The following is a 24,539-nucleotide window of genomic DNA, read 5'->3' on the forward strand; positions in this document are numbered from 1 at the left end:
GTAGCGCCGGGCCATGCCCGGCGAGCGCAGCGGCGCCGCAACAATCCGCCGGGCATGGCCCGGCGCTACCACGCCCAACCGCAAGCAGCCCAGCCCGATCAGACCCCGGCTTCCGCCGCTTCCAACGTGTTCTGCATCAACGTGGCCACGGTCATCGGACCCACGCCACCCGGCACCGGGGTGATCCAGCTCGCCCGCTGCGCTGCGGCCTCGAACCCGACGTCACCCACCAACCGGCCGTCGTCCAACCGGTTGATGCCGACGTCGATCACCACTGCACCCGGCTTCACCCACTCGCCCGGCACGATGCCCGGACGACCCACCGCCACCACCAGGATGTCGGCGTTGCGCACGGCCTGTTCCAACACATCCTTGGGGGTGAACTTGTGGCAGCTGGTCACGGTGCAGCCGGCAATCAGCAGCTCCAGGCCCATCGGCCGGCCAACGTGGTTGCTGACGCCGACGATGGTGGCGTTGCGGCCGCGCACGGGCTGGTCGGTGTGGCCCAGCAGCGTGGTGATACCGCGCGGGGTGCACGGGCGCAGGCCGAACTCGCGCAGGGCCAGATGGCCGACGTTTTCCGGATGGAAACCGTCCACGTCCTTGCGCGGGTCGATGCGCTGGATCAGCCGGCGCGCATCGGGAATGCCCGGCAGCGGCAGCTGGATCAGGATGCCGTTGATCTTCGGGTCGGCGTTGAGCTGGTCGATCAGGTCGAGCAACTCGGCCTCGGTGGTGCCGGCCGGCAGATCGTAGTCATAGGCCTCGATGCCGACCTTCTCGGCGGCGCGGCGCTTGTTGCGCACGTACACGGTCGAGGCCGGGTCGCCACCCACCAGCACCACGGCCAGGCCGGGGCGGCTGCCACCGGCGGCAACACGGGCGTCGACCCGCACCTTCAGGCTGTCGAGCAGGTCCTCGGCGATACGGCGGCCATCAAGGATGCGGGCAGGAAGCTGGGGGGCGGAGTCGGTCATCGGGTGCGGGCGTGGGGCGGCGGGGACGCTATTGTCCCCGATTCACGCCCCCTCGCCCACCGGCACGGCGCCGATCCGCCCACTCCTGTAGAGCCGAGCCTGCGCTCGGCTCGCGCGCGCAGCGCGGGTCCAGCGCGACCCGGCTGAAGAGCAGCCGAGCGTGGGCTCGGCTCTACTCTTCTTCCGGCACGTCATCCGCATTGAGCGTGCGCGCCTTGCGCTTGGGCGCGGTGAACGGCGTCGGCGTCGGCACACCCGGCAGCGCGCTGCCAAACACCATGTGCGCGCCGGCACGCAGGTTGCCGCCGGCCATTTCCAGCTCGAAGCGTTCGGCGTCGCGCTCACGGATCTGCTCGGCGATCTCGCGCGCATCATCTTCCTCCGCACCCAGCTCCACCAGCGCGGCCTGCCCGAACAGCAGCGCCGACTCGAAGGTTTCGCGGATCTGGAAATCCACGCCGGCATGGATCAGCCGCAGCGAATGCTCGCGGTCGAACGAACGCACCAGCAGCTTGGCCTGTGGGAACTGATGGGCCACCAGTTCGACGATGCGGTCGGCATCCTCGGCATTGTTCACGCATACCGCCACCGCCCGCGCACTGCCCGCGCCGGAGGCATGCAGCACATCCAGTCGCGTGCCGTCGCCGTAATAGATCTTGAAACCGAAGCGCTCGGCGTTGTGGATCATCTCCACGTCGTTGTCGATGATGGTCACGTCCACGTCGCGGGCCAGCAGCGATTGGCTGGCCACCTGGCCGAAGCGGCCAAAGCCGATCAGCAGCACGCTGCCGGACAGGCCATCGGCGGTATCCACGCCTTCCAGGCTGACGGTCGGCTTCGGCGCCACGCGCTTGTAGACCAGCACCACCAGCGGCGTCAGCGCCATCGACAACACCACCACAGCGGTGAAATTGGCATTGATGTCCAGGCTGATCACGCCGGCGCTAGCCGCGGCCGAGAACAGCACGAAGGCGAATTCGCCGCCCTGCGCCATCAGCACACCACGGTCCAGCGCCTGCGCATGGTCGCTGCCCATCAAGCGCGCCACCACGTAGATGCACAGCGCCTTGGCCGCCATCAGCGCCACCACCAGGCCGAGGATCATCGGCCAGTTGCCGGCCACCACGCCCAGGTCCAGCGCCATGCCCACGCTGAGGAAGAACAGCCCCAGCAGGATGCCGCGGAACGGTTCGATGTCCGCTTCGATCTGGTGGCGGAAGGTCGATTCGCTCAGCAGCACGCCGGCCAGGAACGCGCCCATCGCCATCGACAGGCCGGACAGCTGCATCAGCAGCGCCGCGCCCAGCACCACCAGCAACGCGGCGGCGGTCATCACCTCGCGCGCCTTCGATTCGGCCAGCACGCGGAACAGCGGATTGAGCAGGAAGCGGCCGACCAGCACCAGGCCGACGATGGCGCCCACGCCGATCGCCACCGATATCCAGCGCGAGCCCTCGCCGTCGGCGCTGCCGGCGGCCGGCGCCATCCATGCGACAAGCGCCAGCAACGGCACGATCAGCAGGTCTTCGAACAACAGGATCGAGACGATCTTCTGCCCCGACGGCAGCGCGATATCGCCGCGCTCGGCCAGCAGCTGCATCACCACGGCAGTGGAAGTCAGCACGAACCCGGTGGCGCCGATGAAGGCGATCTGCCACGGCAGCCCGAACAGCTTGGCGATGCTTGTCAGCACCAGCGCGCAGGTGACGATCTGCAGCGTGCCCAGCCCGAAGATTTCCTTGCGCAGGCTCCACAGGTGCGAGGGCCGCATTTCCAGGCCGATGACGAACAGGAACATGACCACGCCGAGTTCGGCGGTATGCAGGATCGCCTGCGGGTCGGAGAACCAGCCCAGCCCGAACGGGCCGATCGCCAGGCCGGCGGCGAAGTAGCCCAGCACCGAGCCCAGGCCGAGCCGACGGAACAGCGGCACCATCACCACCGCTGCGCCCAACAGGGCGACGACCTTGACCAGCTCGCTGGTCGCTGCTTCTACCGCCATGCGGTGGGTTCCCCGGAAATCGAAATCGGCCTCAACGATAGAGCAACACCGATGACAGCAATAGCACGTGTGTTGCGTTTTATTGTCTTGGAGATGGAACGATCACGGGATTGGCCCCGCACATCATCCTGAAACCGTGCGCGCGCTTCGGTAGGTGCCAACCATGGTTGGCACAATCCCGAAGCCATGACCTGTAGAGCCGAGCCCACGCTCGGCTGATTCTGGCCTCAGCGCGAAGAGCAGCCGAGCGCAGGCTCGGCTCTACAGCAGATCCACGCCATGCGTGGATGGCGCCCAACCGCGTTCGCCCCAGTAGATCCACGCCATGCGTGGATGCGCCCCAACCGGGTTCGCCCACCCCAGCAGATCCACGCCATGCGTGGATGCGCCCCAACCGGGTTCGCCCACCCCAGTAGATCCACGCCATGCGTGGATGAGGCCCAACCGGGTTCGCCCAGCCCAGTAGATCCACGCCATGCGTGGATGGCGCCCAACCGGGTTCGCCCACCCCAGCAGATCCACGCCATGCGTGGATGCGCCCCGACGCGTTTCACCCACCCCGACAAAACGCGGCGTAATCGATGTACCCGGGGAACGGCACACCCGGCGCGCAAACCGGGCACTGCGGGTCCGGGCCGATGCCGGTCTCGCGGAAGCGCATGCCCAGCGCATCGAAGCGCAGCAGGCGCCCCACCAGCGGCTCGCCGATGCCCAGCAGCAGCTTCAGCACCTCGGTGGCCTGCAGTACCCCGGCCAGGCCCGGCAGCACGCCAAGCACACCCGCCTCGGAACAGTTGGGCGCAAACTCCGGCGGCGGCGGCTCCGGGAACAGGCAGCGGTAGCACGGCGCCACGCCACGCTGGCGGCCGGCATCGAACACGCTCACCTGGCCATCGAAGCGCTCGATGGCGGCGTAGACCATCGGCTTGGCGTGCTTGATGCAGGCGTCGTTGAGCAGGTAGCGCAGCGGGAAGTTGTCCGAACCGTCCAGCACCACATCGACATCCTGCAGCAGGCGGTCCACGTTCTCCGAAGTCACCCGCTCGGGCACCGCCTCGACCTCGATCGACGGGTTCAACGCCAGCAGCCGCTCGCGTGCCGAATCGACCTTCAGCTGGCCGACGCTGGCCTCGGTATGCACGATCTGCCGATGCAGGTTGCTGCGCTCCACGCGGTCGTGGTCGGCGAAACGCAGGTGCCCTACCCCGGCCGCCGCCAGATAGAAGCCGGCCGGTGCACCCAGCCCGCCCGCGCCCAGCACCAGCACACGCGACTGCTGCAGCCGGCGCTGGCCGGCCTCGCCCACCTGCGGCAGCAGCAGGTGGCGCGAATAGCGGTCGTAGAAATCACGATCGGCGTCGCTGGTCAGCGGCTGCACCAACGGCAGCGACAACTCACGCCAGGCGACGGTGCCGCCAGCGACGGAGCTCACGTTCGTATAGCCCGCATCCAGCAGCGCCTGCGCCGCATCGGCCGAGCGCTTGCCGCTCTGGCAGATCAGCAGGATTTCCTGGTCCGGCAGCGGCAGGTGCGCGGTCGCGCCAGCCAGCAGCTCGCCCTTGGCGACGCCACGCGCGCCTTCGGCCATGCCGCCGGCCCGCTCATGCGCCTCGCGCACGTCGATCAGCACTGCGCCATGGGCCAGGCGTGCCCGTGCCTGCTCGGGGGAAAGCTCTGGAATGCTCATGGCCGCATTATCGCGCAGGTGGCATCGACCCGCCTTGACCAGGATCTGTAGAGCCGAGCCTATGCTCGGCTGGCGCGCGGCAATGCGCGAAAAGCAGCCGAGCATGGGCTCGGCTCTACATGTGCACCACAAGCGTAGCCAGGCGCTATGCCGGCTGACTGCTTCCAACCTGCTGCTGAAGAAGACCGATGAGCGCTTTCAGCCCGGGAGGAACATGCCGATGGCCCGGGTAGTACAGCGAAAGACCGGGGAACTCGGGACACCAGTCCTCAAGCAACCGAAGCAGGCGACCATCGGCCAACGGCTCCAGCGCCAGATGCTCGGGAACGAACGCAATACCGATGCCGTCAACGGCGGCGTCGACCATCAACGGCTGGTCCGTCAGCGTGATCGGCCCGGAGACGTTCACCCGCTCGGTGACGCCCTGGCGCTCGAACTCCCAGCGATAGATCGCCCCGCTCTCGAACCGGAAGCGGATGCAGTCGTGCTGATGCAGATCCAGTGGCCGCAGTGGCCGGCCGCGCGCAAGCAGGTACGTCGGTGAGGCAACCGCCGCGAACCGCATGGGTGGCGTCACCGCTACCGCCACCATGTCCCGCGGCACGGCTTCGGCAAGGCGGATACCCGCATCAAATCCGTCCGAAACGATATCGCCCAATCTGCCGTCACTGACGATGTCCAGATGCACCTGCGGGTACTGGCGCAGGAACCGTGCAAGCACCGGTTTCAGCACGAGCCGTATGGCGCCTTCGCTGGCATTGATGCGGACGGTGCCACGCGGCGTGCCCACTTCGGTATCCACCGACTGCAGCGCCTCCTCGATTGACGCCATTGCCGGCCGCAGCTTTTCCGCCAGGCGCTCGCCGGCGTCGGTCAGCGAGACGCTGCGCGTGGTGCGATTGAACAGGCGTGCGCCCAGCCGCTGCTCCAGCGTCTTGATGGCATGGCTGATCGCCGACGGCGTGATGTTCAACTCCGCCGCCGCACTGCGGAAGCTGCGGTGCGCTGCCACTGCGAGGAACGCGGTGAAGGCCGCCAGATCACCCCCACCCGATTGCTGAATGAGATTCACCATGTTGTCAGATATTGAAGCGATTGTCTTGATAGTCAGCGGATTCTACGCTCAGCGCTGTCGCGGGCGCAGGCCCTCGGCGCTCATCCACCGAGACAGGATCAAGACGATGAAGATGATGAAGGCGGTTGTGATGACCGGGCCGAACAAGCCGTGGCAGGTACAGGACGTCCCGGTACCCGCGATCGAACCGGGCCAGGTACTGGTCAAGGTTCACGCGTCCGGCATGTGCTACACCGATGTGTGGGCAACCCAGGGTTACGGTGGCGACATCTATCCCCAGACGCCCGGGCACGAAGTAGTCGGAGAAGTGGTGGAGGTGGGCGCCGGCGTGCACTCGCGCCGAGTGGGCGATCGCGTGGGCACCACGTGGGTCCAGTCCTCCTGCGGGCGTTGTCCCTACTGCCGCGAGAACCGTCCCTTGTCCGGACAGACGGCGATGAACTGCGATGCACCTCGCACCACCGGCTTCGCCGCGCAGGGCGGCCATGCCCAGTACATCGCGATCTCCGCCGAAGGCACGGTACTGCTGCCTGACGGACTCTCCTACGTGGATGCGGCGCCGATGATGTGTGCCGGCTACACGACCTGGAGCGGGCTGCGCGATGCGGCACCCCAGCCACGGGAAAAGATCGCGGTACTTGGCATCGGCGGGCTTGGCCACGTCGCCCTGCAGCTGTCCAGAGCCTGTGGCTTCGAGACCATCGCAATCACGCATTCCGCGGACAAGCATGCACTTGCCCTGCAGTTGGGCGCCGACCAGGTCGTTGCCAGTGGCAAGGAACTGAAGGCGATCGGCGGCGCCGACGTGCTGCTGGTGACCACCAACGAATTCAGCTCGGCCGAAGAAGCCATGACCGGCCTGCGTGTCGATGGACGCGTGGTGCTGTGCGGGCTGGACTTCAGCCAGCCCTTCTCGATCTCGTCCGACGGCGTACCGTTCCACATGATGCGCCAGCGCGTGATCGGCGCCACCCATGGCGGCCAGCACTACCTTGGCGAAGTGCTGGCGCTTGCCGCCACCGGCAAGGTAAAGCCGATGGTCGAGACCTTTGACCTGGACCACGCGACCGAGGCCTATGACCGCCTGGCATCGGGCAGGATGAGGTTCCGCGGGGTGCTGCTGCCGTGGGGCAGCGCCTGAGAAAGCGCGCCGTAACGCGCCACAACCAAAAAGGCGGCCCTGCGGCCGCCTTCTCGTGGATCACTTGCCCTTGACGTGCTTCATCAAGCGCCGCTTGGCCTTGACCTGCCGTTCGGTCAGCACGTTCTTCTTGCCTTCGTACGGGTTGGCACCCTCGCGGAAGATGAACTGCACCGGCGTACCGATCAGCTTGAAGCGCTTGCGGAAGAAGTTCTCCAGGTAGCGCTTGTACGACTCCTGCAGTTCCTTCAGGCGGGTGCCGTGCACGATGAAGGTCGGCGGGTTGGCGCCGGCCGGGTGCACGTAGCGCAGCTTGGAGACATGGCCGCGGATGGTCGGCGGCGGGTTGGTCTCGTAGGCCACTTCCAGCGCCTTGTTCACTTCACTGGTGGTGAAGGTCTTGTTCGCCGATTCGTGCGCACGGTGCACCGCACGGAACAGCTCGCGCAGGCCCGAGCCATGCTTGGCCGAGATGCGCACGGACTCGGCCCACGGCACGAAGCCCAGGCGCAGCGACAGCATCGTTTCCGCCTGCTCACGCTGGTAGTCGGTCAGGCCGTCCCACTTGTTGATCGCGATCACCAGCGCGCGGCCGGCATCCAGCACGGCGCCGAGCACGGTGGCGTCCTGGTCGGTCACGCCTTCGGTGGCGTCGAGCATCAGCACGGCCACCTGGCACTGCTCGATCGACTGCATGGTCTTGACCACCGAGAACTTCTCGACGACCTCGTCCACGCGCGAACGGCGACGCAGGCCGGCGGTGTCGATCAGGCGGTACTCGCGGCCGTCACGCTCCAGGTCCACCGAGATCGAATCGCGGGTGGTGCCCGGCACGTCCGAGGCGATCATCCGCTCTTCGCCGAGGATGCGGTTCACCAGGGTCGACTTGCCCACGTTCGGGCGGCCGACGAAGGCGATGCGCACGCGGTTCGGATCGTTGTCCAGCTCTTCGCCGCTGCCCTCTTCCGGCAGGCGCTGGATGACTTCGTCCAGCAGGTCGTCCAGGCCCTGGCGGTGGGCGGCCGACACGGTCAGCATCTCGCTGAAGCCGTAGCGGGCGAACTCCGAACGCACGGTGTCCTCGTCGGTGCCGTCGATCTTGTTGATCAGCAGCAGCGTCGGGCGCGACAGCTTGCGCAGCCAGGCCAGGATCTCATCGTCCATCGCCGAGGTGCCCTCGCGGGCATCAACGACAAACAGGATCAGGTCAGCTTCGCCAGCGGCAGCGCGGGCCTGGCGCGTGGTAGCGCCAGCCAGGCCTTCTTCTTCCTCTGCGATGCCGCCGGTATCGACGACGAGGAAATGGTTGTCCTCGTCAAGCCGGCAGACGCCATAGTTGCGGTCCCGGGTGACGCCGGGCTGGTCATGGACCAGGGCGTCACGTGTACGGGTCAGTGCATTGAATATGGTCGACTTGCCGACATTCGGCCGTCCAACCAGGGCGACCAAAGGCAGCATCGCGATTACTCCGTATTAATTTGCCAACCGGAATGCGGTCAGCTTGCCATCAACGTTCTGCACCAGCAGCACCCCATCGACGACGATTGGCTGGGCCAGAAGCGCATCACCGCCGCTTTTCGCCCGCGCCGCCATCGCGCCATCGGAGGCCTGCAGCCAATGCAGGTATCCCTTGTAGTCACCGACCACCACGTAGTCGCCGTGCAGCGCCGGACCGGTCAGCGAGCGCCGGGCCAGTGCGGTCTGCGACCACATCGCCGCGCCGCTGGCCTTGTCCAGGCCGAACACGCCGCCCTTGTTGTCGGTAACGAAAACATTGCCCGAAGACACCGCCACACCGCCGGCACCGCCGTGGTCACGCGCCCACATCGGGCGACCGGTCGGGCCTTCGATGGCCATGGTCTGGTTCTTGAAGCTGCTCACGAACAGCGTATTGCCGTCGAGCACCGGGGCGCCATCGACGTCGGCCATGCGGTCCAGCTCGGTACGGCCTTCGCCGGTGCCGACGTTCTGGTCCCACAGCGTGCGGCCGTCCTGCATGGCCAGCGCAGCGACGCTGCCCTCGTCCTTGCCGATGAACAGCACGCCCGGACCGGCCACCACCGCCGCGTTGCCGCGCACGGTCAGCGCCGGCAGCTCGCTCGGGTTGAACCACTTCTGGGTGCCGTTGCCGGCGTCGAACGCGGTGACGCGGCCGTCATTGCTGCGCACGAAGACCATGCCCTGGGCAATGGCCGGCGCGGCGATGACTTCGTTCGGCACGCGTGCGCGCCACTTCTCGCTGCCATCGTTGATGTCCAGCGCGATCACCTGGCCATCGAGGGTACCGATGACCACCAGGTTCTCACCGACGCCCGGACCACCGGACAGCCGCAGCTTGGCCTTCTTCTTTTCCTTCTTCGGCTCCCAGGTCCAGACCTTCTTGCCGGTCTGCAGGTCGATGGCGTGCACGCCACCGGTGATCGCCGCGGCGAACACGTGACCGTTGGCCACTGCCGGGCCCTGGCGCACGCCGATGCGGCGCTCGCCCTTGCCCAGGTTGACCGACCAGGCCTTGTTGACCTTCAGGGTCGGCTCGAACTTCACCAGTTCCGCCGGCTCCTGTGCCTTCTTCGCTGCTGCGTCCTTGCCGGCGAACCAGCCCTTCATGGTGCTGCAACCGGACAGCGCCATACCGAGCAGGAGTACGGTGGCGACGCGCGTGATCATGACCTTCTGACTCATCAAACCGACTCCGCAGGGGCGGCGACGGTGCCGCCGGCGTCCATAACCTTGGTTTCAAGCAGTCGCCGCTGCGGCGCTGCCACGTCCAGCGTCTTCAGCGCCTTCTCATACTGTTCGCGGGCCGCGTCACGCTTGCCCTGCGCCATCAGCGCATCGCCATGGATTTCCAGGCTGCTGCTGTCGGTGGCGCTGCCCAGCAGCTTGATCGCTTCATCGCCCTTGCCGGTAGCCACCAGCAGGCGTGCCACGCGCTGGTCGACCACGCGCTGCAGGTCGCCTTCGACCTTCACCGCGCGCAGGGTAGCCAGCGCTTCTTCATTCTTGCCCGCATCGACCTGGGCCTTGGCCAGCTGCAGCGCCGCCAGGTCGCCGTAGATGCTGGACGGGCCAGCCTCCAGCGCCTTGACCGCCTTGGCGGCGTCGTCGAGCTTGTTCTGCTGCAGGCCCACCAGGGCCTTCTGGTACTCGACATTGGCCGAGGCCAGCTTGCCGCCCTGATCCTTCTGGTACCACTGCCAGCCGGCAATGGCACCGATGGCGATGACTACGCCACCGAGGATGCTGGCGCCATTCTTCCGCAGCCAGCTGCGGACGCGTTCACTTTGTTCGTGCTCGTCGAGCAGGTCGTCGATCGCCATGCGTACTCTCGCCCCGCCCATCGGGAGGGACCATTGGGATTAATCGAAGGTGGTGAAACCGCGCCTCAGTGCGAAACCGGGACTACGGAGCCTTCAGAGGATACCTGAAAGCGTGCCACGTTGGCTCGCTGGTAGGGGGTCAGATCGACGATAGCGCCGTTCTGCTGAACCTGGACCGCCGAAGCATTGCCCAAGGTGACGCGGGCAACCTGGCCCGGCGTGAAGCTGCGGCTCTCACCGGACTTGATGAGCGCCTTCTCCACGGTGGCGCCATCGGGGCCACCGATATCGACCCAGCTGTCGCCGCTGAACTGCATGTCCAGGTTGGCGGCAGGCGCCGGCGCGGCGCGCGGCACCGGGGCCAGCGAGGCAACGTAAGGGGTAGCGGTCGGCTTGGCGACGGGCGCGGCCGTCACTTCGGCGGGCGCTGCAGCGGCGGACCCGGGACCGGCCGGGGTAACCGGTACGGCGGCCGGGATCACGTCCAGCGAGGCAGTGCTCGGCGAGGGCGCGGTGCCATCGAAGTGGCCACGGGTGGCGAACCAGACCGGCACCGCCAGCACCGCGGTGATACCGACATACAGCACGCGACGGCCGAGATTCTCGGCGATGCGGCGCGCACGCGGGGTATGGGTGTGGCTGACCAGAGTCGGCGGAACCACCGGGCCGACCTGGGCCTGTTCCAGCAGTTCGCTGACATCGACCCCGAGCAGGCGGGCATAGCTGCGCAGCTGGCCGCGCACGAACACCGGCGCCCCCAGCTTCTGCCACTGCTCCTGCTCGAGCGACTTCACCACTTGAACCGGCATGCGCAGGCGCTGGCCGACGTCTTCGAGGGTCAGTCCGGCGGCCTCGCGGGCCTGGCGCAGGCGGGTGCCGCAGCCGGCCACAGTCTCGAGATCGCTCACAGTCTGGTCATCAATCACAATGCATCAACCCTGGAGTTAGGAGCCCGCGTCCTGCGGAAATTCCTGTCGAATCCGCTGAAGATAGCGATCAGATGCTGCCTGATCACCCAGCCGCGCCTCGATTTCAGACGCAAGTTGTAACACGGAACGCGTGGCCGGTGCAGCCGCAATCCTACGTTCGGCGAAGGCGCGGGCCTCCATGAACTGGCCGCGACGGAAGCTCAGCTGGGCCATTGCCTCCAGCGCGACCGGGTTGCCAGGCACCTGGGACAGGGCGGCACGCAGGTTGCGTTCGGCGCGATCAAGCTGGCCAGCATCCAATGCACAGCTGCCGCCGTTGGCCTGCGCCTGGGCCGGCGTGGTGTAGCTGGGCGCCTGCAGCGCACGGTCGAACCAGGCCAGCGACTCGGCGGCCTGCCCGTTCTGGCACAGCCAGGCACCATAATTGTTGAGTACGTCACCCCGCTGCGGCGCCAGCTCGGCGGCCCTGCGGAAGCCTTCCCCGGCCTGCCGGGTATGGCCGCGCTGATCATCGATGCCAGCCAGCAGCACCAGTGCATCGGGGTCGGCAGGCGACAGCTTGATCGCGTCGCGCGCCTTGCGCTCGGCGGCATCGAGGTTGCCGCTCTGCATGTCGCGGACAGCCAGGGCCAGCAGATCCGCGGCGCGGACCTGGCGGCGAACGCCTTCGGGATCGCGGACCGAATAGACCGTCGCCTGGCTGGGACCCAGCTTGGCTTTGGGTTGCGATTTGCACGCGGTGACCGAGAGGGCCAGCACGCCTGCAAGCAGCGCCAGCCAGATGCGGTCAGGCAGCAGCATCGCTCCCCTTCCCTGCCTGCAGTGTCTTGTTGAACTCGGCCTGGCGGCGGGTACGATCCATCACCTGGCCCTTGAGCTGGCCACAGGCGGCGTCGATATCGTCGCCACGGGTACGGCGCACCATGGTCAGCACGTTGCTGTCGAGCAGAATCTTCTGGAAGGCGCGGATATGCGCTTCTTCGGAACGCTCGTAGCGGGTGCCCGGGAACGGGTTGAACGGGATCAGGTTGACCTTGCCCGAGTCCCTGGCCTGCACCGCGTTGTCGAACTGGTGCATCAGCCGCGCCAGCTGGCGGGCGTGCTCGGGCTGGTCGTTGATGCCCTTCATCAGGGTGTATTCGAAGGTGACCGATTCGCGGCGCTTGTTGGCGCGCAGGTAGCGTGCGCAGGAGGCCATCAGCTCGGCGATCGGGTACTTCTTGTTGAGCGGCACGAGGGTCTCGCGCAGTTCGTCGTTCGGCGCATGCAGCGACACCGCCAGCGACACGTCGCTTTCGGTGGACAGGCGGTCGATCTGCGGCACCAGGCCGGAGGTCGACAGGGTCACGCGCTTGTTGGCCAGGCCGTAGCCCAGGTCGTCGCGCATCACGCTCATGGCGCGCACGACGTTGTCGAAATTCATCAGCGGCTCGCCCATGCCCATCATCACCACGTTGGTGAGGCGGCGCATCTGGTGCGGCACGTTGCCCAGATGGCGCGCCGCAATCCACACCTGGCCGATGATCTCGGCGGTGGTCAGGTTGCGGTTGAAGCCCTGGGTGGCAGTGGAGCAGAACGTGCAGTTCAGGCCGCAACCGACCTGCGAGGACACGCACAGCGTGCCGCGGGTCTTGTCGGGGATGTACACGGTCTCGATGGCGTTCTTGCCATCCACGCCCATCGCCAGCAGCCACTTGTGGGTGCCGTCGGCGGAAGGCTTGTCGAAGATGATGTTCGGGACGAGGACCTCGGCATGCTCCTGCAGCTTGGCGCGCAGGACCTTGCCGAGGTCGGTCATCTCATCGAACTCGGTGACGTAGCGATGGTGGATCCACTTCATCACCTGATGGGCGCGGAATTTCTTCTCGCCGAGAACCTCGACGAAAAACTTCTCCAGGCCCGCGCGATCGAGGTCGAGCAGGTTCTGCTTGCCAGCCGTGGGTGCCGACTTCGGCAGCGGCTGGATGGCGATTTTCTGTACGACCTCGTTCACGGCATTACTCTCAGCGCGAGACGACTTCGGTGGCGGCGAAGAAGTAGGCGATTTCAATCGCTGCATTCTCGACCGAGTCCGAGCCGTGGGCGGCATTGGCATCGATGGATTCGGCGAAGTCGGCGCGGATGGTGCCCGCAGCGGCTTCCTTCGGGTTGGTGGCGCCCAGCAGGTCGCGGTGGGCCAGGACGGCGTTCTCGCCTTCCAGGGCCTGGATCATCACCGGACCGGAGATCATGAACTCGACCAGTGCGTTGAAGAACGGACGCTCGCGGTGCACGGCGTAGAAGCCTTCGGCTTCACGGCGCGACAGCTGCTTGTACTTGGCGGCCACGACCTTCAGGCCAGCCTTTTCAAAGCGGGCGTAGATTTCGCCGATGACGTTCTTGGCAACGGCGTCCGGCTTGATGATCGAAAGGGTGCGCTCCAGCGCCATGGGATGTCTCCAATGGAATCGGGCCGCTGATGGCCCGAAGGGTAACAAAAAAAAAGCCGCGTCGAAACGCGGGCTTAGCCTGATAAACGTGCGCGGATTATAAAAGATAAAGCCCGCGCGCGGTAGAGGGCCGTGCGGCCCTCCAGTAGAGCCGAGCCCATGCTCGGCTGGCCTTTGGGCCGAAGAGCAGCCGAGCATGCGCTCGGCTCTACAGGTTCAGGTCCGCCCATTCACCCACCTGAGTGAAATCTGACCGGCCCAGGCATTTTTGCTGCACTGCAAAATGCCATACGCTGCCGTCTGGTTCTAGTATCAAACAATCGTTTGATTAAGGTCCGCCCGCCCGATGGCCAAGCCCGCCCACTTCTCGACCAAGGACCGGATCCTCGGCGCCGCCGAGGAGCTGTTCGCCCAGCACGGCTTTGCCGGCACCTCGCTGCGCCAGGTCACCAGCCAGGCCGACGTCAACATCGCTGCGGTCAACTACCACTTCGGCTCCAAGGAAAACCTGGTCAACGAGGTGTTCCGCCGCCGCATGGACGAGATGACCGGCGCCCGCCTGGCCCAGCTCGAGCGCGCCCGCAACGAACACCCCGGTGAACTGCGACCGGTGCTGGCCGCCTTCGTCGAGCCAGCCCTGGCGCTGGCCCAGGACCGCCAGAACGGCGGCGCCTTCGTCCGCGTGATCGCCCGCGCCTACGCCGAAAAGAACGACAACCTGCGCAAGTTCCTGTCCGACCACTACGGCCACGTGCTGCGTGAGTTCGGCAAGGCGATCGCCACCTGCGTGCCGGGCCTGAGCAAGGAGGAGCTCTACTGGCGCCTGGATTTCCTGGCCGGCTCGCTGACCTATGCCATGGCCGATTTCGGGCTGATCAAGCGACCCGCCGGTGTCACCGAAACGGCGCATCGTGCCCATGCCGCGCATGAACTGATCCATTTCGCCGAGGCCGGATTCCGCGCCGCCGCCCGCAGCGGCAGCGCCCTGCCCGCCTCCATTGATTCCACCCAGTAACTGCTGACCAACAAAGGCCCTACACCATGTCCAATTCCCTGCTAGTCCGCCGCGCCGCCGTGCTGGGTGCCGGCGTCATGGGTGCCCAGATCGCCGCCCACCTCACCAATGCCGGCGTCGACACCGTGCTGTTCGACCTGCCTGCCAAGGAAGGTCCGGCCGATGGCATCGTGCTGAAGTCGATCGCCAACCTCGGCAAGCTGAGCCCGGCGCCGCTGGCCAGCAAGTCGCTGGCCGACGCCATCACCCCGGCCAACTACGAGACCGGCCTGGAACAGCTGAAGGACTGCGACCTGATCATCGAGGCCATCGCCGAGCGCATGGACTGGAAGCAGGACCTGTACAAGAAGATCGCCCCGTTCGTGGCTGACCACGCGGTGCTGGCCTCCAACACCTCGGGCCTGGGCATCAACAAGCTGGCCGACGTGCTGCCGGAACAGCTGCGCCACCGCTTCTGCGGCGTGCACTTCTTCAATCCGCCGCGCTACATGCACCTGGCCGAGCTGATTCCGGCCACCACCACCGACGCCAGCGTGCTGGAAGGCCTGGAAGCATTCCTGGTCACCACCCTGGGCAAGGGCGTGGTGTACGCCAAGGACACCCCGAACTTCATCGGCAACCGCATCGGCGTGTTCTCGATCCTGTCCACCATCCACCACACCCAGCAGTTCGGCCTGGGCTTCGATGAAGTGGACGGCCTGACCGGCCCGCTGGTCGGCCGCCCGAAGTCGGCCACCTACCGCACCTCCGACGTGGTCGGCCTGGACACCATGGCCCACGTCATCAAGACCATGGGCGACACCCTGCCGAATGACCCGTGGCATGAGTTCTTCAAGTCGCCGAAGTGGCTGGATGCGCTGATTTCCAAGGGTGCCCTGGGCCAGAAGACCGGCGCCGGCATCTTCCGCAAGGTCGGCAAGGACATCGTGGTGCTGGACCTGGAAAAGCAGGACTACCGTCCGGCTGACCGCGCCGCTGCACCGGAAGTGGTCGAGATCCTGAAGATCAAGAACCCGGCAGAGAAATTCGCCAAGCTGCGCGAGAGCCAGCACCCGCAGGCGCAGTTCCTGTGGGCGACCTTCCGCGACCTGTTCCACTACAGCGCCTACCACCTGGCCGACATCGCCGAGACCGCGCGCGACGTCGACCTGGCCATCCGCTGGGGCTACGGCTGGTCGCTGGGCCCGTTCGAAACCTGGCAGGCCGCCGGCTGGAAGCAGGTCGCGCAGTGGATCGCCGATGACATCGTCGCCGGCAAGAGCATGAGCAACGCCCCGCTGCCGGATTGGGTATTCGATGGCCGCGACGGCGTGCACGCCGCCGAGGGCAGCTACAGCCCGTCGCGCAACGCCAAGCTGCCGCGTTCGTCGCTGCCGGTGTACCAGCGCCAGCGCTTCCCGGATCCGCTGCTGGGCGAGAAGTTCGCCCCGGGCGAGACCGTGTTCGAGAACGACGGCCTGCGCATGTGGCACGACGGTGATGGCATCGCCGTGGTCAGCTTCAAGACCAAGATGAACACCGTGTCCGACCACGTGCTGGACGGCCTGCAGGAGTGCGTCACGCGCGCCGAGAAGGACTTCCAGGGCCTGGTGATCTGGCAGCAGAAGGAGCCCTTCTCCGCCGGCGCCGACCTGGCCGGTGCCCTCGGCCTGCTGCAGGCTGGCAAGGTCGACCAGTTCGAGGAAATGGTGCACAACTTCCAGCGCACCAGCCAGCGCATCAAGTACTCGCTGGTGCCGGTGGTTGCTGCGGTGCGTGGCCTGGCCCTGGGTGGCGGTTGCGAGTTCCAGATGCACAGCGCCAAGACCGTGGCCTTCCTGGAAAGCTACATCGGCCTGGTCGAGGCCGGCGTCGGCCTGCTGCCGGCCGGCGGCGGCCTGAAGGAACTGGCCGTGCGCGCCTCGCAGGCCGCAGGCCCGGGCGGTGACGTGTTCGCCGAGCTGAAGAAGACCTTCGAGACCGTGGCAATGGCCAAGGTATCCAACTCGGCGGTCAACGCCCAGGAACTGGGCCTGCTGCGCAGCACCGACAAGGTGGTGTTCAACAGCTACGAGGCGCTGTACATCGCCAAGGCCGAAGCGCGTGCGCTGGCCGAAGCGGGCTACCGTCCGCCGCTGCCGGCACGCCGCATCCAGGTGGCCGGTGACGTCGGCATCGCCACCTTCAAGATGATGCTGGTCAACATGCTGGAAGGCCGCTTCATCAGCCCGTACGACTACGAGATCGCCGAGCGCATCGCCACCGTGCTGTGCGGCGGCAAGGTCGACCGCGGCACCCTGGTCGACGAAGAGTGGCTGCTGACCCTGGAGCGCAAGCACTTCGTCGAACTGGCCCAGCAGGAAAAGACCCAGGCCCGCATCGCGCACATGCTGAAGACCGGCAAGCCGCTGCGTAATTGATTGATGGTGGGTGCCGGCTTCGGGTCGGCATCCCTCTGTCTCTGGTAGGTGCCCACCTTGGTGGGCACACCGGCAAAAAACTTCGAGAGATCACTGCAATGACCAAGCAAATCCAGGACGCCTACATCGTCGCCGCCACCCGCACCCCGGTTGGCAAGGCGCCCAAGGGCATGTTCCGCAACACCCGCCCCGACGACATGCTCGCCCACGTGCTGCGCAGCGTCGTGGCGCAGGCGCCGGGCGTGGACGTCAACCGCATCGATGACGCGATCATCGGCTGTGCGATGCCGGAAGCCGAGCAGGGCATGAACGTCGCCCGCATCGGCGTGCTGCTGGCCGGCCTGCCGAACACCATCGCCGCGCAGACCGTGAACCGTTTCTGCTCCTCCGGCCTGCAGGCCGTGGCGCAGGCGGCCGACGCCATCCGCCTTGGCAACGCCGACCTGATGCTGGCCGGCGGCACCGAGTCGATGTCGATGGTGCCGATGATGGGCAACAAGATCGCGATGGCGCCGAGCGTGTTCGACAACGACCACGTCGCCATCGCCTACGGCATGGGCATCACCGCCGAGAAGGTCGCTGAAGAGTGGAAGGTCTCGCGCGAAGAGCAGGACGCCTTCGCCCTCGCCTCGCACCAGAAGGCGATGGCTGCCATCCAGAACGGCGACTTCAAGGACGAGATCAGCCCGTACGAGATCGTCTCGCACCAGCCCGACCTGGCCGACGGCAAGCGCATCATCACCCGCAACAAGATCGCCGACACCGACGAAGGCCCGCGCCCGGACTCCTCCGCTGAAGGCCTGGCCAAGCTGCGCCCGGTGTTCCGCAACGGCCAGTTCGGCGGCACCGTTACCGCCGGCAACTCCTCGCAGATGAGCGATGGCGCCGGCGCGGTGCTGCTGGCCTCGGAGCAGGCGATCAAGGATTACGGCCTGACCCCGCTGGCCCGTTTCGTCAGCTTCTCGGTGGCCGGCGTGCGCCCGGAAGTGATGGGCATCGGCCCGATCGCCGCGATTCCGAAGGCGCTGAAGCAGGCCGGCCTGACCCAGGACCAGCTGGACTGGATCGAGCTCAACGAAGCCTTCGCCGCGCAGTCGCTGGCGGTGATCCGTGATTGCGGCCTGGACCCGAGCAAGGTCAACCCGCTGGGCGGCGCGATCGCCCTGGGCCACCCGCTGGGTGCCACCGGTGCGATCCGTACCGCGACCCTGCTGCACGGCCTGCGTCGTCGCCAGCAGAAGTACGGCATGGTGACGATGTGCATCGGTACCGGCATGGGCGCAGCGGGTATTTTCGAGGCGCTGTAAGGTTCAGAGCGTTGCCTGCTGATTGCTGGCTGCTGGGCCCGGGCGGGTGAGACTGCCCGGGACACGCCGCAAGTACGTCCCTGTAGGCTTGGCAGCGGCATCCATGCCGCTGACAGTCCCGGTCAGCCTCACCCACCCGCGCCACCCAACATTCCGCGCGGCGGAGGGGTGAGCAAAGGCGGTAGATCCACGCCATGCGTGGATGCTTCCGGCCTTGGGGTCAGAGCCCTTTGCCGCGCCAAGGGATCTGACCCCCACGCACCAAAAAAGGCACCCCCAGGGGGGGGTTTGTTTGTTTTGGCCGGGCCCCCCGGCGCCCTGGGCCCCGCCCCCGTGGCCTCCCCCACCGCCGCCCCCCCCGACTCACGAAAAAAGGCAGCCAATGGCTGCCTTTTTTTGCTTTTGCCCTTGCCCTTGATTCCGCCCTTCCCGTCCGCGCCCGCAGGAAACCAGGCTGGCGGGACGGGTGGGCCTTTGCAGGACCGTTGGCGCCATGGATGGCGCCATCGAGCCCCCATGGACGGGTTTACGGCGTGTCCTGCAAAGGCCCACCCGTCCCGCCCATCACGTATCAATCAAAGCGCAAACGGAACGCTCGAAAAACCTTATTCCGCCAGCATCGCCGCCAGCTTCTCCCGCGCCGGGCCAGCCAGCTTCGGGTTGTCCAGCGCAAAGCGGATCGTCGCCTCGACCAGCCCCAGATGGGTGCCGCAGTCGAAACGGGTGCCTTCGAAACGATAGGCATCGACCTCGTCGGTCTTCAGCAGCTCGGCGATCGCATCGGTCAGCTGGATCTCGCCACCGGCACCGGTCCGGGTCTGCTCAAGCAGCTCGAAGATCTTCGGGCTCAGCACGTAGCGCCCCACCACCGCCAGGTCGCTCGGCGCGTCCTCCGGCTTCGGCTTCTCCACGATCTGCGAAATGCGCCCCTTGCGACCATCGAACGCCTCGGTAGCGACGATGCCGTAGCTGGCCGTCTTGTCGTGTGGCACGTCTTCCACGGCAATGACACTGGCGCCGCTGGCCTCGTTGAGGTCGGCCATCTGCTTCAATGCACCCGCGCCGCGGTTCCAGATCAGATCATCGGGCAGCAGCACAGCGAACGGCTCGTCACCGATGACCGCCTTGGCGCACAGCACCGCGTGGCCCAGGCCCAGCGCCTCGGCCTGGGTAACGAAGATCGCGCGCACGCCTTCCGGCAGCACATGGCGGATCAACTCCAGCTGTTCGTGCTTGCCCGCGCGCTCGAGCTTCTGCTCCAGCTCGTAGGCCTTGTCGAAATAGTCGGCGACAGCGTGCTTGTAACGGTTGGTGATGAACACCAGGGTGTCACAGCCCGCCTCGATCGCCTCATCCACGGCGTACTGGATCAGCGGCCGATCGATGATCGGCAGCATTTCCTTCGGCACCGTCTTGGTTGCCGGAAGAAAACGCGTGCCCAGACCTGCTACTGGAAATACCGCCTTGCGAATGCGCTTGCTCATTGGTGCCTGCTGGCCTCACGTGCCGGAAAGGGCACAACCTTAGCGGATGAAATGTAAGCATCCTGTTCGATTGGCGAGAATTCCGGCATGGTCGCGAACAGGATTTCCTGGATCGTATCGATGTCGTACCGGGCAATCGCCTCGCGCAGCTTCGGCACGTTGCCCAGCACGATGTCACGCGAGAACGCACGTACGCCGGCTTCCAGGATCTTCGGGTGCGCGGTCGGCCGGTAGTCCTCGTCGGAATAGAACAGCGTCTCGTGCAGCTTCTCGCCCGGGCGCATGCCGGTGTAGATGATCGGGATGTCCTTGTACGGCTGCTTGCCGGCCAGGCGGATCATCTGTTCGGCCAGCACCCGGATCGGCACGGGCTCGCCCATGTCCAAGGTATAGATCGCGCCGTGCGATGCCGAAGCAGCCGCCTGCAGGATCAGCTGGCACGCCTCGGGAATGGTCATGAAATAGCGGCTGACCTCCGGGTCGGTCACCGTGACCGGGCCGCCCTTGAGGATCTGCTCGCGGAACAACGGCACCACGCTGCCGGCCGATGCCAGCACGTTGCCGAAGCGGACGGTCACGAAACGGGTGTGCGTGGACTTCTGGTCCAGGCTCTGGCAGATCATCTCCGCATAGCGCTTGCTGGCGCCCAGCGCATTGACCGGGTCCACCGCCTTGTCGGTCGAAATGAACACAAAGTGCTCGACACGGGCTTCCAGGCAGGCGCGGGCCACGTTTTCGGTGGCCAGGATGTTGTTGCGCACGGCTTCGCGCAACTGACGCTCCAGCACCGGCACATGCTTGTACGCCGCCGCATGGAAGGCGGTGTCGACCGGGTGCAGCGACAGCGCATGGCGGATCACTGCGGGGTCTCCACAGTCACCGAGCACGGCTTCGATCTCGACATCGGGGAAGCTGCGGCGCAGCTCGCCCTCGATGGTCAACAGCAGCAGTTCGCTGATCTCCAGCAGCACGATACGACCGGCACCATGGCGCGCACACTGGCGACACAGCTCGGAGCCGATCGAGCCACCGGCACCGGTGACCATCACCGTGCGCCCGCCCAACCAGCCGCGGATGAGGTTCCAGTCCGGCATGATCGGCTTGCGCCCGAGCAGGTCCTCGATCGCCACTTCCTTCAACTGGCCCGGCAGCGACTGTCCCTGCAGGATGTCGCTGAGCTTGGGCACGGTGCGGAACGGAATGCCGGTGCTCTCGCAGATGGCCACCACGCGCTGCATGCCGACGGCATCCAGCGAGGGCATGGCGATCACCAGCAGCTTGGCCGCGGTCTCACGGACCACCGCCGGTGCGTCGTCCAGCGTGCCCAGGATCGGCAGGCTCTGCAGCTTTGCGCCACGCAGGTGCGGTGCATCATCGAGCAGGCCGACCGGCTCGAAATTGCCGGATCGGCGCAGGTCGCGCACCAGCGTTTCAGCGGCCTGGCCGGCGCCGAGAATCAGCACGCGGCGCGCGGTCGAATCGGACTGCAGCGACTGGTAGTCCTTCCACGCCCGGTACAGCAGGCGCGGTGCACCCAGCAGTGCCGACAACGCAAACGGATAGATCACCAGCACCGACATCGGCACGCCGTTGAAGCGCTTCCAGGCCAGCACCAGAACGATGGCGATCAGGCCGATGAAGCTGGCCTTGAAGATGTTCAGCAGGTCGCTGACGCTGGCGAAGCGCCACAGCCCGCGATAGAGGCCGATACGCCAGAACACCAGGCCCTGCAGCGCCAGCACCAGCGTGGTGTCAACGTTCCACAGCGGCAGTGCGGGAGCGTCGGCGAGGATCGAGTAACGACCCGCATGCAGCAGCTGCCAACAGGCCCATACCATGAACAAGTCGTGGCAGACGATGGCCGTACGCGGCATCAGGCCGAGGATTCTGTCCCGCCAGGGTGAAGACATAGATCGAGTAATTCCTTATCGGTGGCGCAATCCATTGCGCAGGAGGAGCCACAGCAGGGTCAGCGCGGCAAACCACGCGACCGCTACGACAGCCTCCCACCTCGGCTGCAAATTGGTGCAGATATTGAACACTGTAATACTGAACAGGCCTAGAACAAAGTACATCCCTGTCACCTGGGCATGGCTGGCTCCTGCCTGCACCGCGCGCTGGTAGACATGCTGGGTGTGGGGTTCCATCCAGCGTTGCCCGGAAAGCATGCGCGCCAACAGCGTGAAGCCCGCGTCCACAAGGAAGGCGGATAGCGGCAGCAGCAGCAGGATCCAGTTGATGTCGGTGTGCACTGCAGCGACGGCCAGCACCACGGCCACGGCATAGCCCAGCGCGCCACTACCCACATCCCCCATGAAGATCCGCGCCTGCGGGAAATTGAATGGCAGAAAACCCAGGCAGGCCAGGCCAAGAACAACGGCCACCAGCGAATAGGGCCAGGGCAGCACAGTGGCAAAGCCGAGCGCAACGATGACTGCCTGGCTGCTGGCAATCCCGTTGATGCCATCCATGAAGTTCCAGATGTTGATCAGCGAGGCGGTGAAGAACAGCACCAGCAGGCTCAACAGCCAGCTGCCGCCATGCATCTTGACCAGCCCCGCCAGCAAGGCGGCGGCGAGGAAGTGCACCAGCAACCGGCGCATGGCCGGCAGCGGCCGATGGTCATCCCACCAGCCAATGCCGGCAACCAGCAGCAGACCCAGGCTGGCGACGGCCAGACTGGGGGCGGCAACCGGCCAGACGCAGGCGGCCACGGCCGCAGCAATCAACAGGGTGATGACGATGGCGATGCCGCCGCCACGCGGGGTGGCCACACTGTGGCTGCGGCGCTCGCCGGGCTGGTCCAGCAACTGCCTGCGCAGGGCATACACGCGCGCCGCCCAGGTCAACGCCGCGCTGAGCAGGGCCAGGCCCAGCAGCGCGGCCATCACAAGCCACGGCATGGTTCAGAGCACCGCGTAATTCAACAGCGGCTTGACCGTGCCCCACTCCTTGCAGCTGGGGCATTGCCAGTGGTGGGTACGCGCGCCGAATCCGCAGCGGGTGCAGCGGTAGGCCGGATTGCGCACCAGCAACTGGTCGGTGATGTGCTTGAGGTCGTGCAGGGTCGCAGTGGAATCCGCGCCCTCGGCCAGGGTGAGGTCGATCAGCGCCGATTCGCCACGCACCGACGGGCGATCCTTGAGCTGGCGGCCCAGATAGGCGCGGGCAGGTGCGACACCCTCCTGCTCTTCCATCAGGCGGGTCAGCGCCAGCACCGGGGCGATGCCGCGGTAATGCTCGGTCATCTCGGACAGGAAGGCGCGCGCGCCGCCCAGGTCGCCAACCTTGCGGTAATTCTCCATCAGCGCCGGCAGCACTTCCGGCAGGTACTCCGGATCGTTGCGGGCTGCACGTTCGAAGGCACGCACGGCGGCCTCGGCGTTGCCTGCGTCGGTTTCCAGGCGGCCCTCGATGATGCCGGCACGGACCGACATGGCATCGGCCTGGTAGGCGCGGGCAATAGCCGCCCTCGCCTCTTCCAGCTTGCCCGCGCCACGGAAGCGCTCGGCGAGCTCGCATTCGAACTGCCCGATCAGCTTGCCCATCGGCTCGCCGGTGACATCTTCGAAGCGGGTGGCGTTGTCGATCGCCTTTTCCCAGTCACGCTCGGCCTGGTAGATGCCGATCAGGTGCTTGAGCGCCTGCGGTGCGCGCTGGTCCAGCTGCGCCAGCTCGGTGAACACCGTTTCGGCACGGTCCAGCAGACCGGACTTCATGTAGTCCTCGCCCAGCGCCAGCAGGGCCTGCACGCGCTGCGCGTCGCTCAGGTCCTGGCGGTTGACCAGGCCCTGGTGCAGACGGATCGCGCGGTCCACTTCGCCACGGCGGCGGAACAGATGGCCCAACGCGACCTGGGTCTCGAAGGTTTCCTTGTCCAGCTCGGCGATGTGCAGGAACAGTTCGATGGCCTTGTCCGGCTGCTCGTTGAGCAGATAGTTCAGGCCACGGAAGTAGGTGCTGGACAGGTGGCTGACCTGGTTGTCACCGTGGCGTTGACCGCCGCGGCGTCCGATCACCCAGCCGGCCAGGGCCGCCAACGGAAGACAGAGGAAGAACCAGAACCACTCGGAAACGAATTCCATCTTCGATCAACGTCCATCAAACGATTGGGAGGGGGCCACCGGCGCCGACGGTGCAGCCGCCGCCTTGTTGGCACGGCGCAGCTGGCTGTAGAGCGGAATGACCACGCTTACCAGCACCAGGCCAGCACCGACCACGACACCGATCAGCAGGGCGGCAATCAGCGCCACGCCGACGGACGTGTTCAATTGGGTAAACAGCAGGTTGATCGACATGGCCGTCATGTTGACCGCACCGATGATCAGACCAAGGATCAGAACCGCCAGCAGGACCAGCAGACGAAAAACTTTCATGCGACAGCTCCATTGGCAGGAGGCCGTAGCTTATCCGACTCGTGGTGGGATTCGCACGAAGTCGCGCGACGGACGGCTCAGGCCGGATCTGCGTCCAGCGGCAGCACACTGCTGACCCGCTCGCGCAATTCCTTGCCTGGCTTGAAATGAGGGACATGCTTGCCCGGCAGGGCAACCGATTCGCCGGTCTTCGGGTTGCGACCCAGGCGCGGCGGACGGTAGTGCAGCGAAAAGCTGCCAAAGCCGCGGATCTCGATGCGATCGCCGGCCGACAGTGAGCCCCCCATCATTTCCAGCAATGACTTGACCGCCAGATCGACATCATCGGCCTTCAGGTGCGCCTGCCGGCGCGCGAGGATTTCGATCAGTTCGGATTTGGTCATTACCGGCTCACATCA

At 66.2% G+C, this 24,539-nt stretch carries 21 protein-coding genes; 4 read left to right on the plus strand and 17 right to left on the minus strand.

Features of this window, described 5'->3' with window-relative positions; genetic code table 11:
- Nucleotides 1–98: 98 nt before the first annotated feature.
- From folD to AC13GI_RS16245, 4 genes are all read right to left on the minus strand, one after another.
- On the minus strand, nt 99–977 hold the full coding sequence (folD, locus tag AC13GI_RS16230) for a bifunctional methylenetetrahydrofolate dehydrogenase/methenyltetrahydrofolate cyclohydrolase FolD (RefSeq protein ID WP_100552320.1): 879 nt from the start codon (nt 975–977) through the stop codon (nt 99–101).
- Between the two features lie 172 nt (nt 978–1,149).
- Nucleotides 1,150–2,979, minus strand: a complete 1,830-nt coding sequence (locus tag AC13GI_RS16235; protein WP_482996833.1) for a monovalent cation:proton antiporter-2 (CPA2) family protein — start codon at nt 2,977–2,979, stop codon at nt 1,150–1,152.
- Nucleotides 2,980–3,529: 550 nt separating this feature from the next.
- On the minus strand, nt 3,530–4,666 hold the full coding sequence (gene moeB, locus AC13GI_RS16240) for a molybdopterin-synthase adenylyltransferase MoeB (protein WP_482996834.1): 1,137 nt from the start codon (nt 4,664–4,666) through the stop codon (nt 3,530–3,532).
- Nucleotides 4,667–4,811: 145 nt separating this feature from the next.
- Nucleotides 4,812–5,729 carry a LysR family transcriptional regulator gene (locus AC13GI_RS16245; RefSeq protein WP_482996846.1) on the minus strand — a complete coding sequence of 306 codons (918 nt, stop codon included), beginning with the start codon at nt 5,727–5,729 and terminating at the stop codon, nt 4,812–4,814.
- A gap of 118 nt (nt 5,730–5,847) precedes the next feature.
- On the opposite strand from AC13GI_RS16245, the gene AC13GI_RS16250 reads away from it, so the two are divergent.
- Nucleotides 5,848–6,882, plus strand: a complete 1,035-nt coding sequence (locus AC13GI_RS16250) for an alcohol dehydrogenase catalytic domain-containing protein (protein ID WP_207761051.1) — start codon at nt 5,848–5,850, stop codon at nt 6,880–6,882.
- Between the two features lie 60 nt (nt 6,883–6,942).
- Here the strand turns inward: AC13GI_RS16250 and der are convergent, their stop codons facing one another.
- The 7 genes from der to ndk form a co-directional block, all read right to left on the minus strand.
- Nucleotides 6,943–8,340 (minus strand): ribosome biogenesis GTPase Der, encoded by a 1,398-nt coding sequence (der, locus tag AC13GI_RS16255; protein ID WP_025874993.1) that lies wholly within the window; start codon nt 8,338–8,340, stop codon nt 6,943–6,945.
- A 15-nt stretch (nt 8,341–8,355) separates the two neighbouring features.
- Nucleotides 8,356–9,564: an outer membrane protein assembly factor BamB gene (gene bamB, locus AC13GI_RS16260; protein WP_088100629.1), complete on the minus strand. Its 1,209-nt coding sequence runs from the start codon at nt 9,562–9,564 to the stop codon at nt 8,356–8,358.
- Nucleotides 9,564–10,202: a YfgM family protein gene (locus AC13GI_RS16265; protein WP_025874997.1), complete on the minus strand. Its 639-nt coding sequence runs from the start codon at nt 10,200–10,202 to the stop codon at nt 9,564–9,566. Before AC13GI_RS16265 ends, bamB begins: the two co-directional genes overlap by 1 nt.
- Before the next feature lie 65 nt (nt 10,203–10,267).
- On the minus strand, nt 10,268–11,128 hold the full coding sequence (locus tag AC13GI_RS16270; RefSeq protein WP_482996835.1) for a RodZ domain-containing protein: 861 nt from the start codon (nt 11,126–11,128) through the stop codon (nt 10,268–10,270).
- Nucleotides 11,129–11,146: 18 nt separating this feature from the next.
- Nucleotides 11,147–11,932 carry a type IV pilus biogenesis/stability protein PilW gene (gene pilW, locus AC13GI_RS16275; RefSeq protein ID WP_482996836.1) on the minus strand — a complete coding sequence of 262 codons (786 nt, stop codon included), beginning with the start codon at nt 11,930–11,932 and terminating at the stop codon, nt 11,147–11,149.
- Nucleotides 11,919–13,124: a dual-specificity RNA methyltransferase RlmN gene (rlmN, locus tag AC13GI_RS16280; RefSeq protein ID WP_032977561.1), complete on the minus strand. Its 1,206-nt coding sequence runs from the start codon at nt 13,122–13,124 to the stop codon at nt 11,919–11,921. The genes pilW and rlmN overlap by 14 nt, the downstream gene beginning before the upstream one ends.
- Before the next feature lie 10 nt (nt 13,125–13,134).
- The gene (gene ndk / locus AC13GI_RS16285) at nt 13,135–13,560 is read right to left on the minus strand and encodes a nucleoside-diphosphate kinase (RefSeq protein ID WP_008265389.1); all 426 of its coding nucleotides are present in this window, start codon (nt 13,558–13,560) and stop codon (nt 13,135–13,137) included.
- A gap of 346 nt (nt 13,561–13,906) precedes the next feature.
- Here ndk and AC13GI_RS16290 point away from each other — a divergent pair, with 346 nt between their 5' ends.
- The 3 genes from AC13GI_RS16290 to AC13GI_RS16300 all read left to right on the plus strand — a co-directional run bounded on the left by AC13GI_RS16290 (nt 13,907) and on the right by AC13GI_RS16300 (nt 18,281).
- Nucleotides 13,907–14,575 carry a TetR/AcrR family transcriptional regulator gene (locus AC13GI_RS16290; protein ID WP_482996837.1) on the plus strand — a complete coding sequence of 223 codons (669 nt, stop codon included), beginning with the start codon at nt 13,907–13,909 and terminating at the stop codon, nt 14,573–14,575.
- Between the two features lie 26 nt (nt 14,576–14,601).
- Nucleotides 14,602–16,974, plus strand: a complete 2,373-nt coding sequence (locus AC13GI_RS16295; RefSeq protein WP_099821264.1) for a 3-hydroxyacyl-CoA dehydrogenase/enoyl-CoA hydratase family protein — start codon at nt 14,602–14,604, stop codon at nt 16,972–16,974.
- 98 nt (nt 16,975–17,072) lie between these two features.
- A complete protein-coding gene (locus AC13GI_RS16300; RefSeq protein ID WP_482996838.1) occupies nt 17,073–18,281 on the plus strand; it encodes an acetyl-CoA C-acyltransferase in 1,209 nt (402 codons plus the stop codon).
- A 605-nt stretch (nt 18,282–18,886) separates the two neighbouring features.
- Here the strand turns inward: AC13GI_RS16300 and galU are convergent.
- The 6 genes from galU to AC13GI_RS16330 all read right to left on the minus strand — a co-directional run bounded on the left by galU (nt 18,887) and on the right by AC13GI_RS16330 (nt 24,524).
- Complete coding sequence (gene galU, locus AC13GI_RS16305; RefSeq protein WP_025875017.1) at nt 18,887–19,765, minus strand: UTP--glucose-1-phosphate uridylyltransferase GalU; 879 nt, start codon at nt 19,763–19,765, stop codon at nt 18,887–18,889.
- Nucleotides 19,762–21,675, minus strand: a complete 1,914-nt coding sequence (locus tag AC13GI_RS16310) for a polysaccharide biosynthesis protein (protein ID WP_482996839.1) — start codon at nt 21,673–21,675, stop codon at nt 19,762–19,764. Before AC13GI_RS16310 ends, galU begins: the two co-directional genes overlap by 4 nt.
- A 15-nt stretch (nt 21,676–21,690) precedes the next feature.
- Complete coding sequence (locus tag AC13GI_RS16315) at nt 21,691–22,668, minus strand: MraY family glycosyltransferase (RefSeq protein ID WP_482996840.1); 978 nt, start codon at nt 22,666–22,668, stop codon at nt 21,691–21,693.
- 3 nt (nt 22,669–22,671) lie between these two features.
- Entirely contained in the window at nt 22,672–23,850 is a 1,179-nt protein-coding gene (lapB, locus tag AC13GI_RS16320; RefSeq protein WP_032977571.1) for a lipopolysaccharide assembly protein LapB, read from the minus strand.
- Between the two features lie 6 nt (nt 23,851–23,856).
- Nucleotides 23,857–24,141, minus strand: coding sequence for a lipopolysaccharide assembly protein LapA domain-containing protein (locus tag AC13GI_RS16325; protein WP_482996841.1), 285 nt, complete (start codon nt 24,139–24,141; stop codon nt 23,857–23,859).
- Between the two features lie 77 nt (nt 24,142–24,218).
- A complete protein-coding gene (locus tag AC13GI_RS16330; RefSeq protein WP_005409286.1) occupies nt 24,219–24,524 on the minus strand; it encodes an integration host factor subunit beta in 306 nt (101 codons plus the stop codon).
- Between the last annotated feature and the right edge of the window lie 15 nt (nt 24,525–24,539).

It is taken from the genome of Stenotrophomonas sp. 82F1 (genome assembly GCF_056861525.1).

Bases quoted from the DNA above. Each gene is read 5' to 3' on its own strand.
- AC13GI_RS16330 (WP_005409286.1), bottom strand. From the start codon at position 24,524: ATGACCAAATCCGAACTGATCGAAATCCTCGCGCGCCGGCAGGCGCAC.
- AC13GI_RS16250 (WP_207761051.1), top strand. From the start codon at position 5,848: ATGAAGATGATGAAGGCGGTTGTGATGACCGGGCCGAACAAGCCGTGG.
- der (WP_025874993.1), bottom strand. From the start codon at position 8,340: ATGCTGCCTTTGGTCGCCCTGGTTGGACGGCCGAATGTCGGCAAGTCG.
- lapB (WP_032977571.1), bottom strand. From the start codon at position 23,850: ATGGAATTCGTTTCCGAGTGGTTCTGGTTCTTCCTCTGTCTTCCGTTG.
- AC13GI_RS16290 (WP_482996837.1), top strand. From the start codon at position 13,907: ATGGCCAAGCCCGCCCACTTCTCGACCAAGGACCGGATCCTCGGCGCC.
- pilW (WP_482996836.1), bottom strand. From the start codon at position 11,932: ATGCTGCTGCCTGACCGCATCTGGCTGGCGCTGCTTGCAGGCGTGCTG.
- AC13GI_RS16265 (WP_025874997.1), bottom strand. From the start codon at position 10,202: ATGGCGATCGACGACCTGCTCGACGAGCACGAACAAAGTGAACGCGTC.
- moeB (WP_482996834.1), bottom strand. From the start codon at position 4,666: ATGAGCATTCCAGAGCTTTCCCCCGAGCAGGCACGGGCACGCCTGGCC.
- AC13GI_RS16325 (WP_482996841.1), bottom strand. From the start codon at position 24,141: ATGAAAGTTTTTCGTCTGCTGGTCCTGCTGGCGGTTCTGATCCTTGGT.
- bamB (WP_088100629.1), bottom strand. From the start codon at position 9,564: ATGAGTCAGAAGGTCATGATCACGCGCGTCGCCACCGTACTCCTGCTC.
- AC13GI_RS16235 (WP_482996833.1), bottom strand. From the start codon at position 2,979: ATGGCGGTAGAAGCAGCGACCAGCGAGCTGGTCAAGGTCGTCGCCCTG.
- galU (WP_025875017.1), bottom strand. From the start codon at position 19,765: ATGAGCAAGCGCATTCGCAAGGCGGTATTTCCAGTAGCAGGTCTGGGC.
- ndk (WP_008265389.1), bottom strand. From the start codon at position 13,560: ATGGCGCTGGAGCGCACCCTTTCGATCATCAAGCCGGACGCCGTTGCC.
- AC13GI_RS16300 (WP_482996838.1), top strand. From the start codon at position 17,073: ATGACCAAGCAAATCCAGGACGCCTACATCGTCGCCGCCACCCGCACC.
- folD (WP_100552320.1), bottom strand. From the start codon at position 977: ATGACCGACTCCGCCCCCCAGCTTCCTGCCCGCATCCTTGATGGCCGC.
- AC13GI_RS16310 (WP_482996839.1), bottom strand. From the start codon at position 21,675: ATGTCTTCACCCTGGCGGGACAGAATCCTCGGCCTGATGCCGCGTACG.
- AC13GI_RS16295 (WP_099821264.1), top strand. From the start codon at position 14,602: ATGTCCAATTCCCTGCTAGTCCGCCGCGCCGCCGTGCTGGGTGCCGGC.
- AC13GI_RS16315 (WP_482996840.1), bottom strand. From the start codon at position 22,668: ATGCCGTGGCTTGTGATGGCCGCGCTGCTGGGCCTGGCCCTGCTCAGC.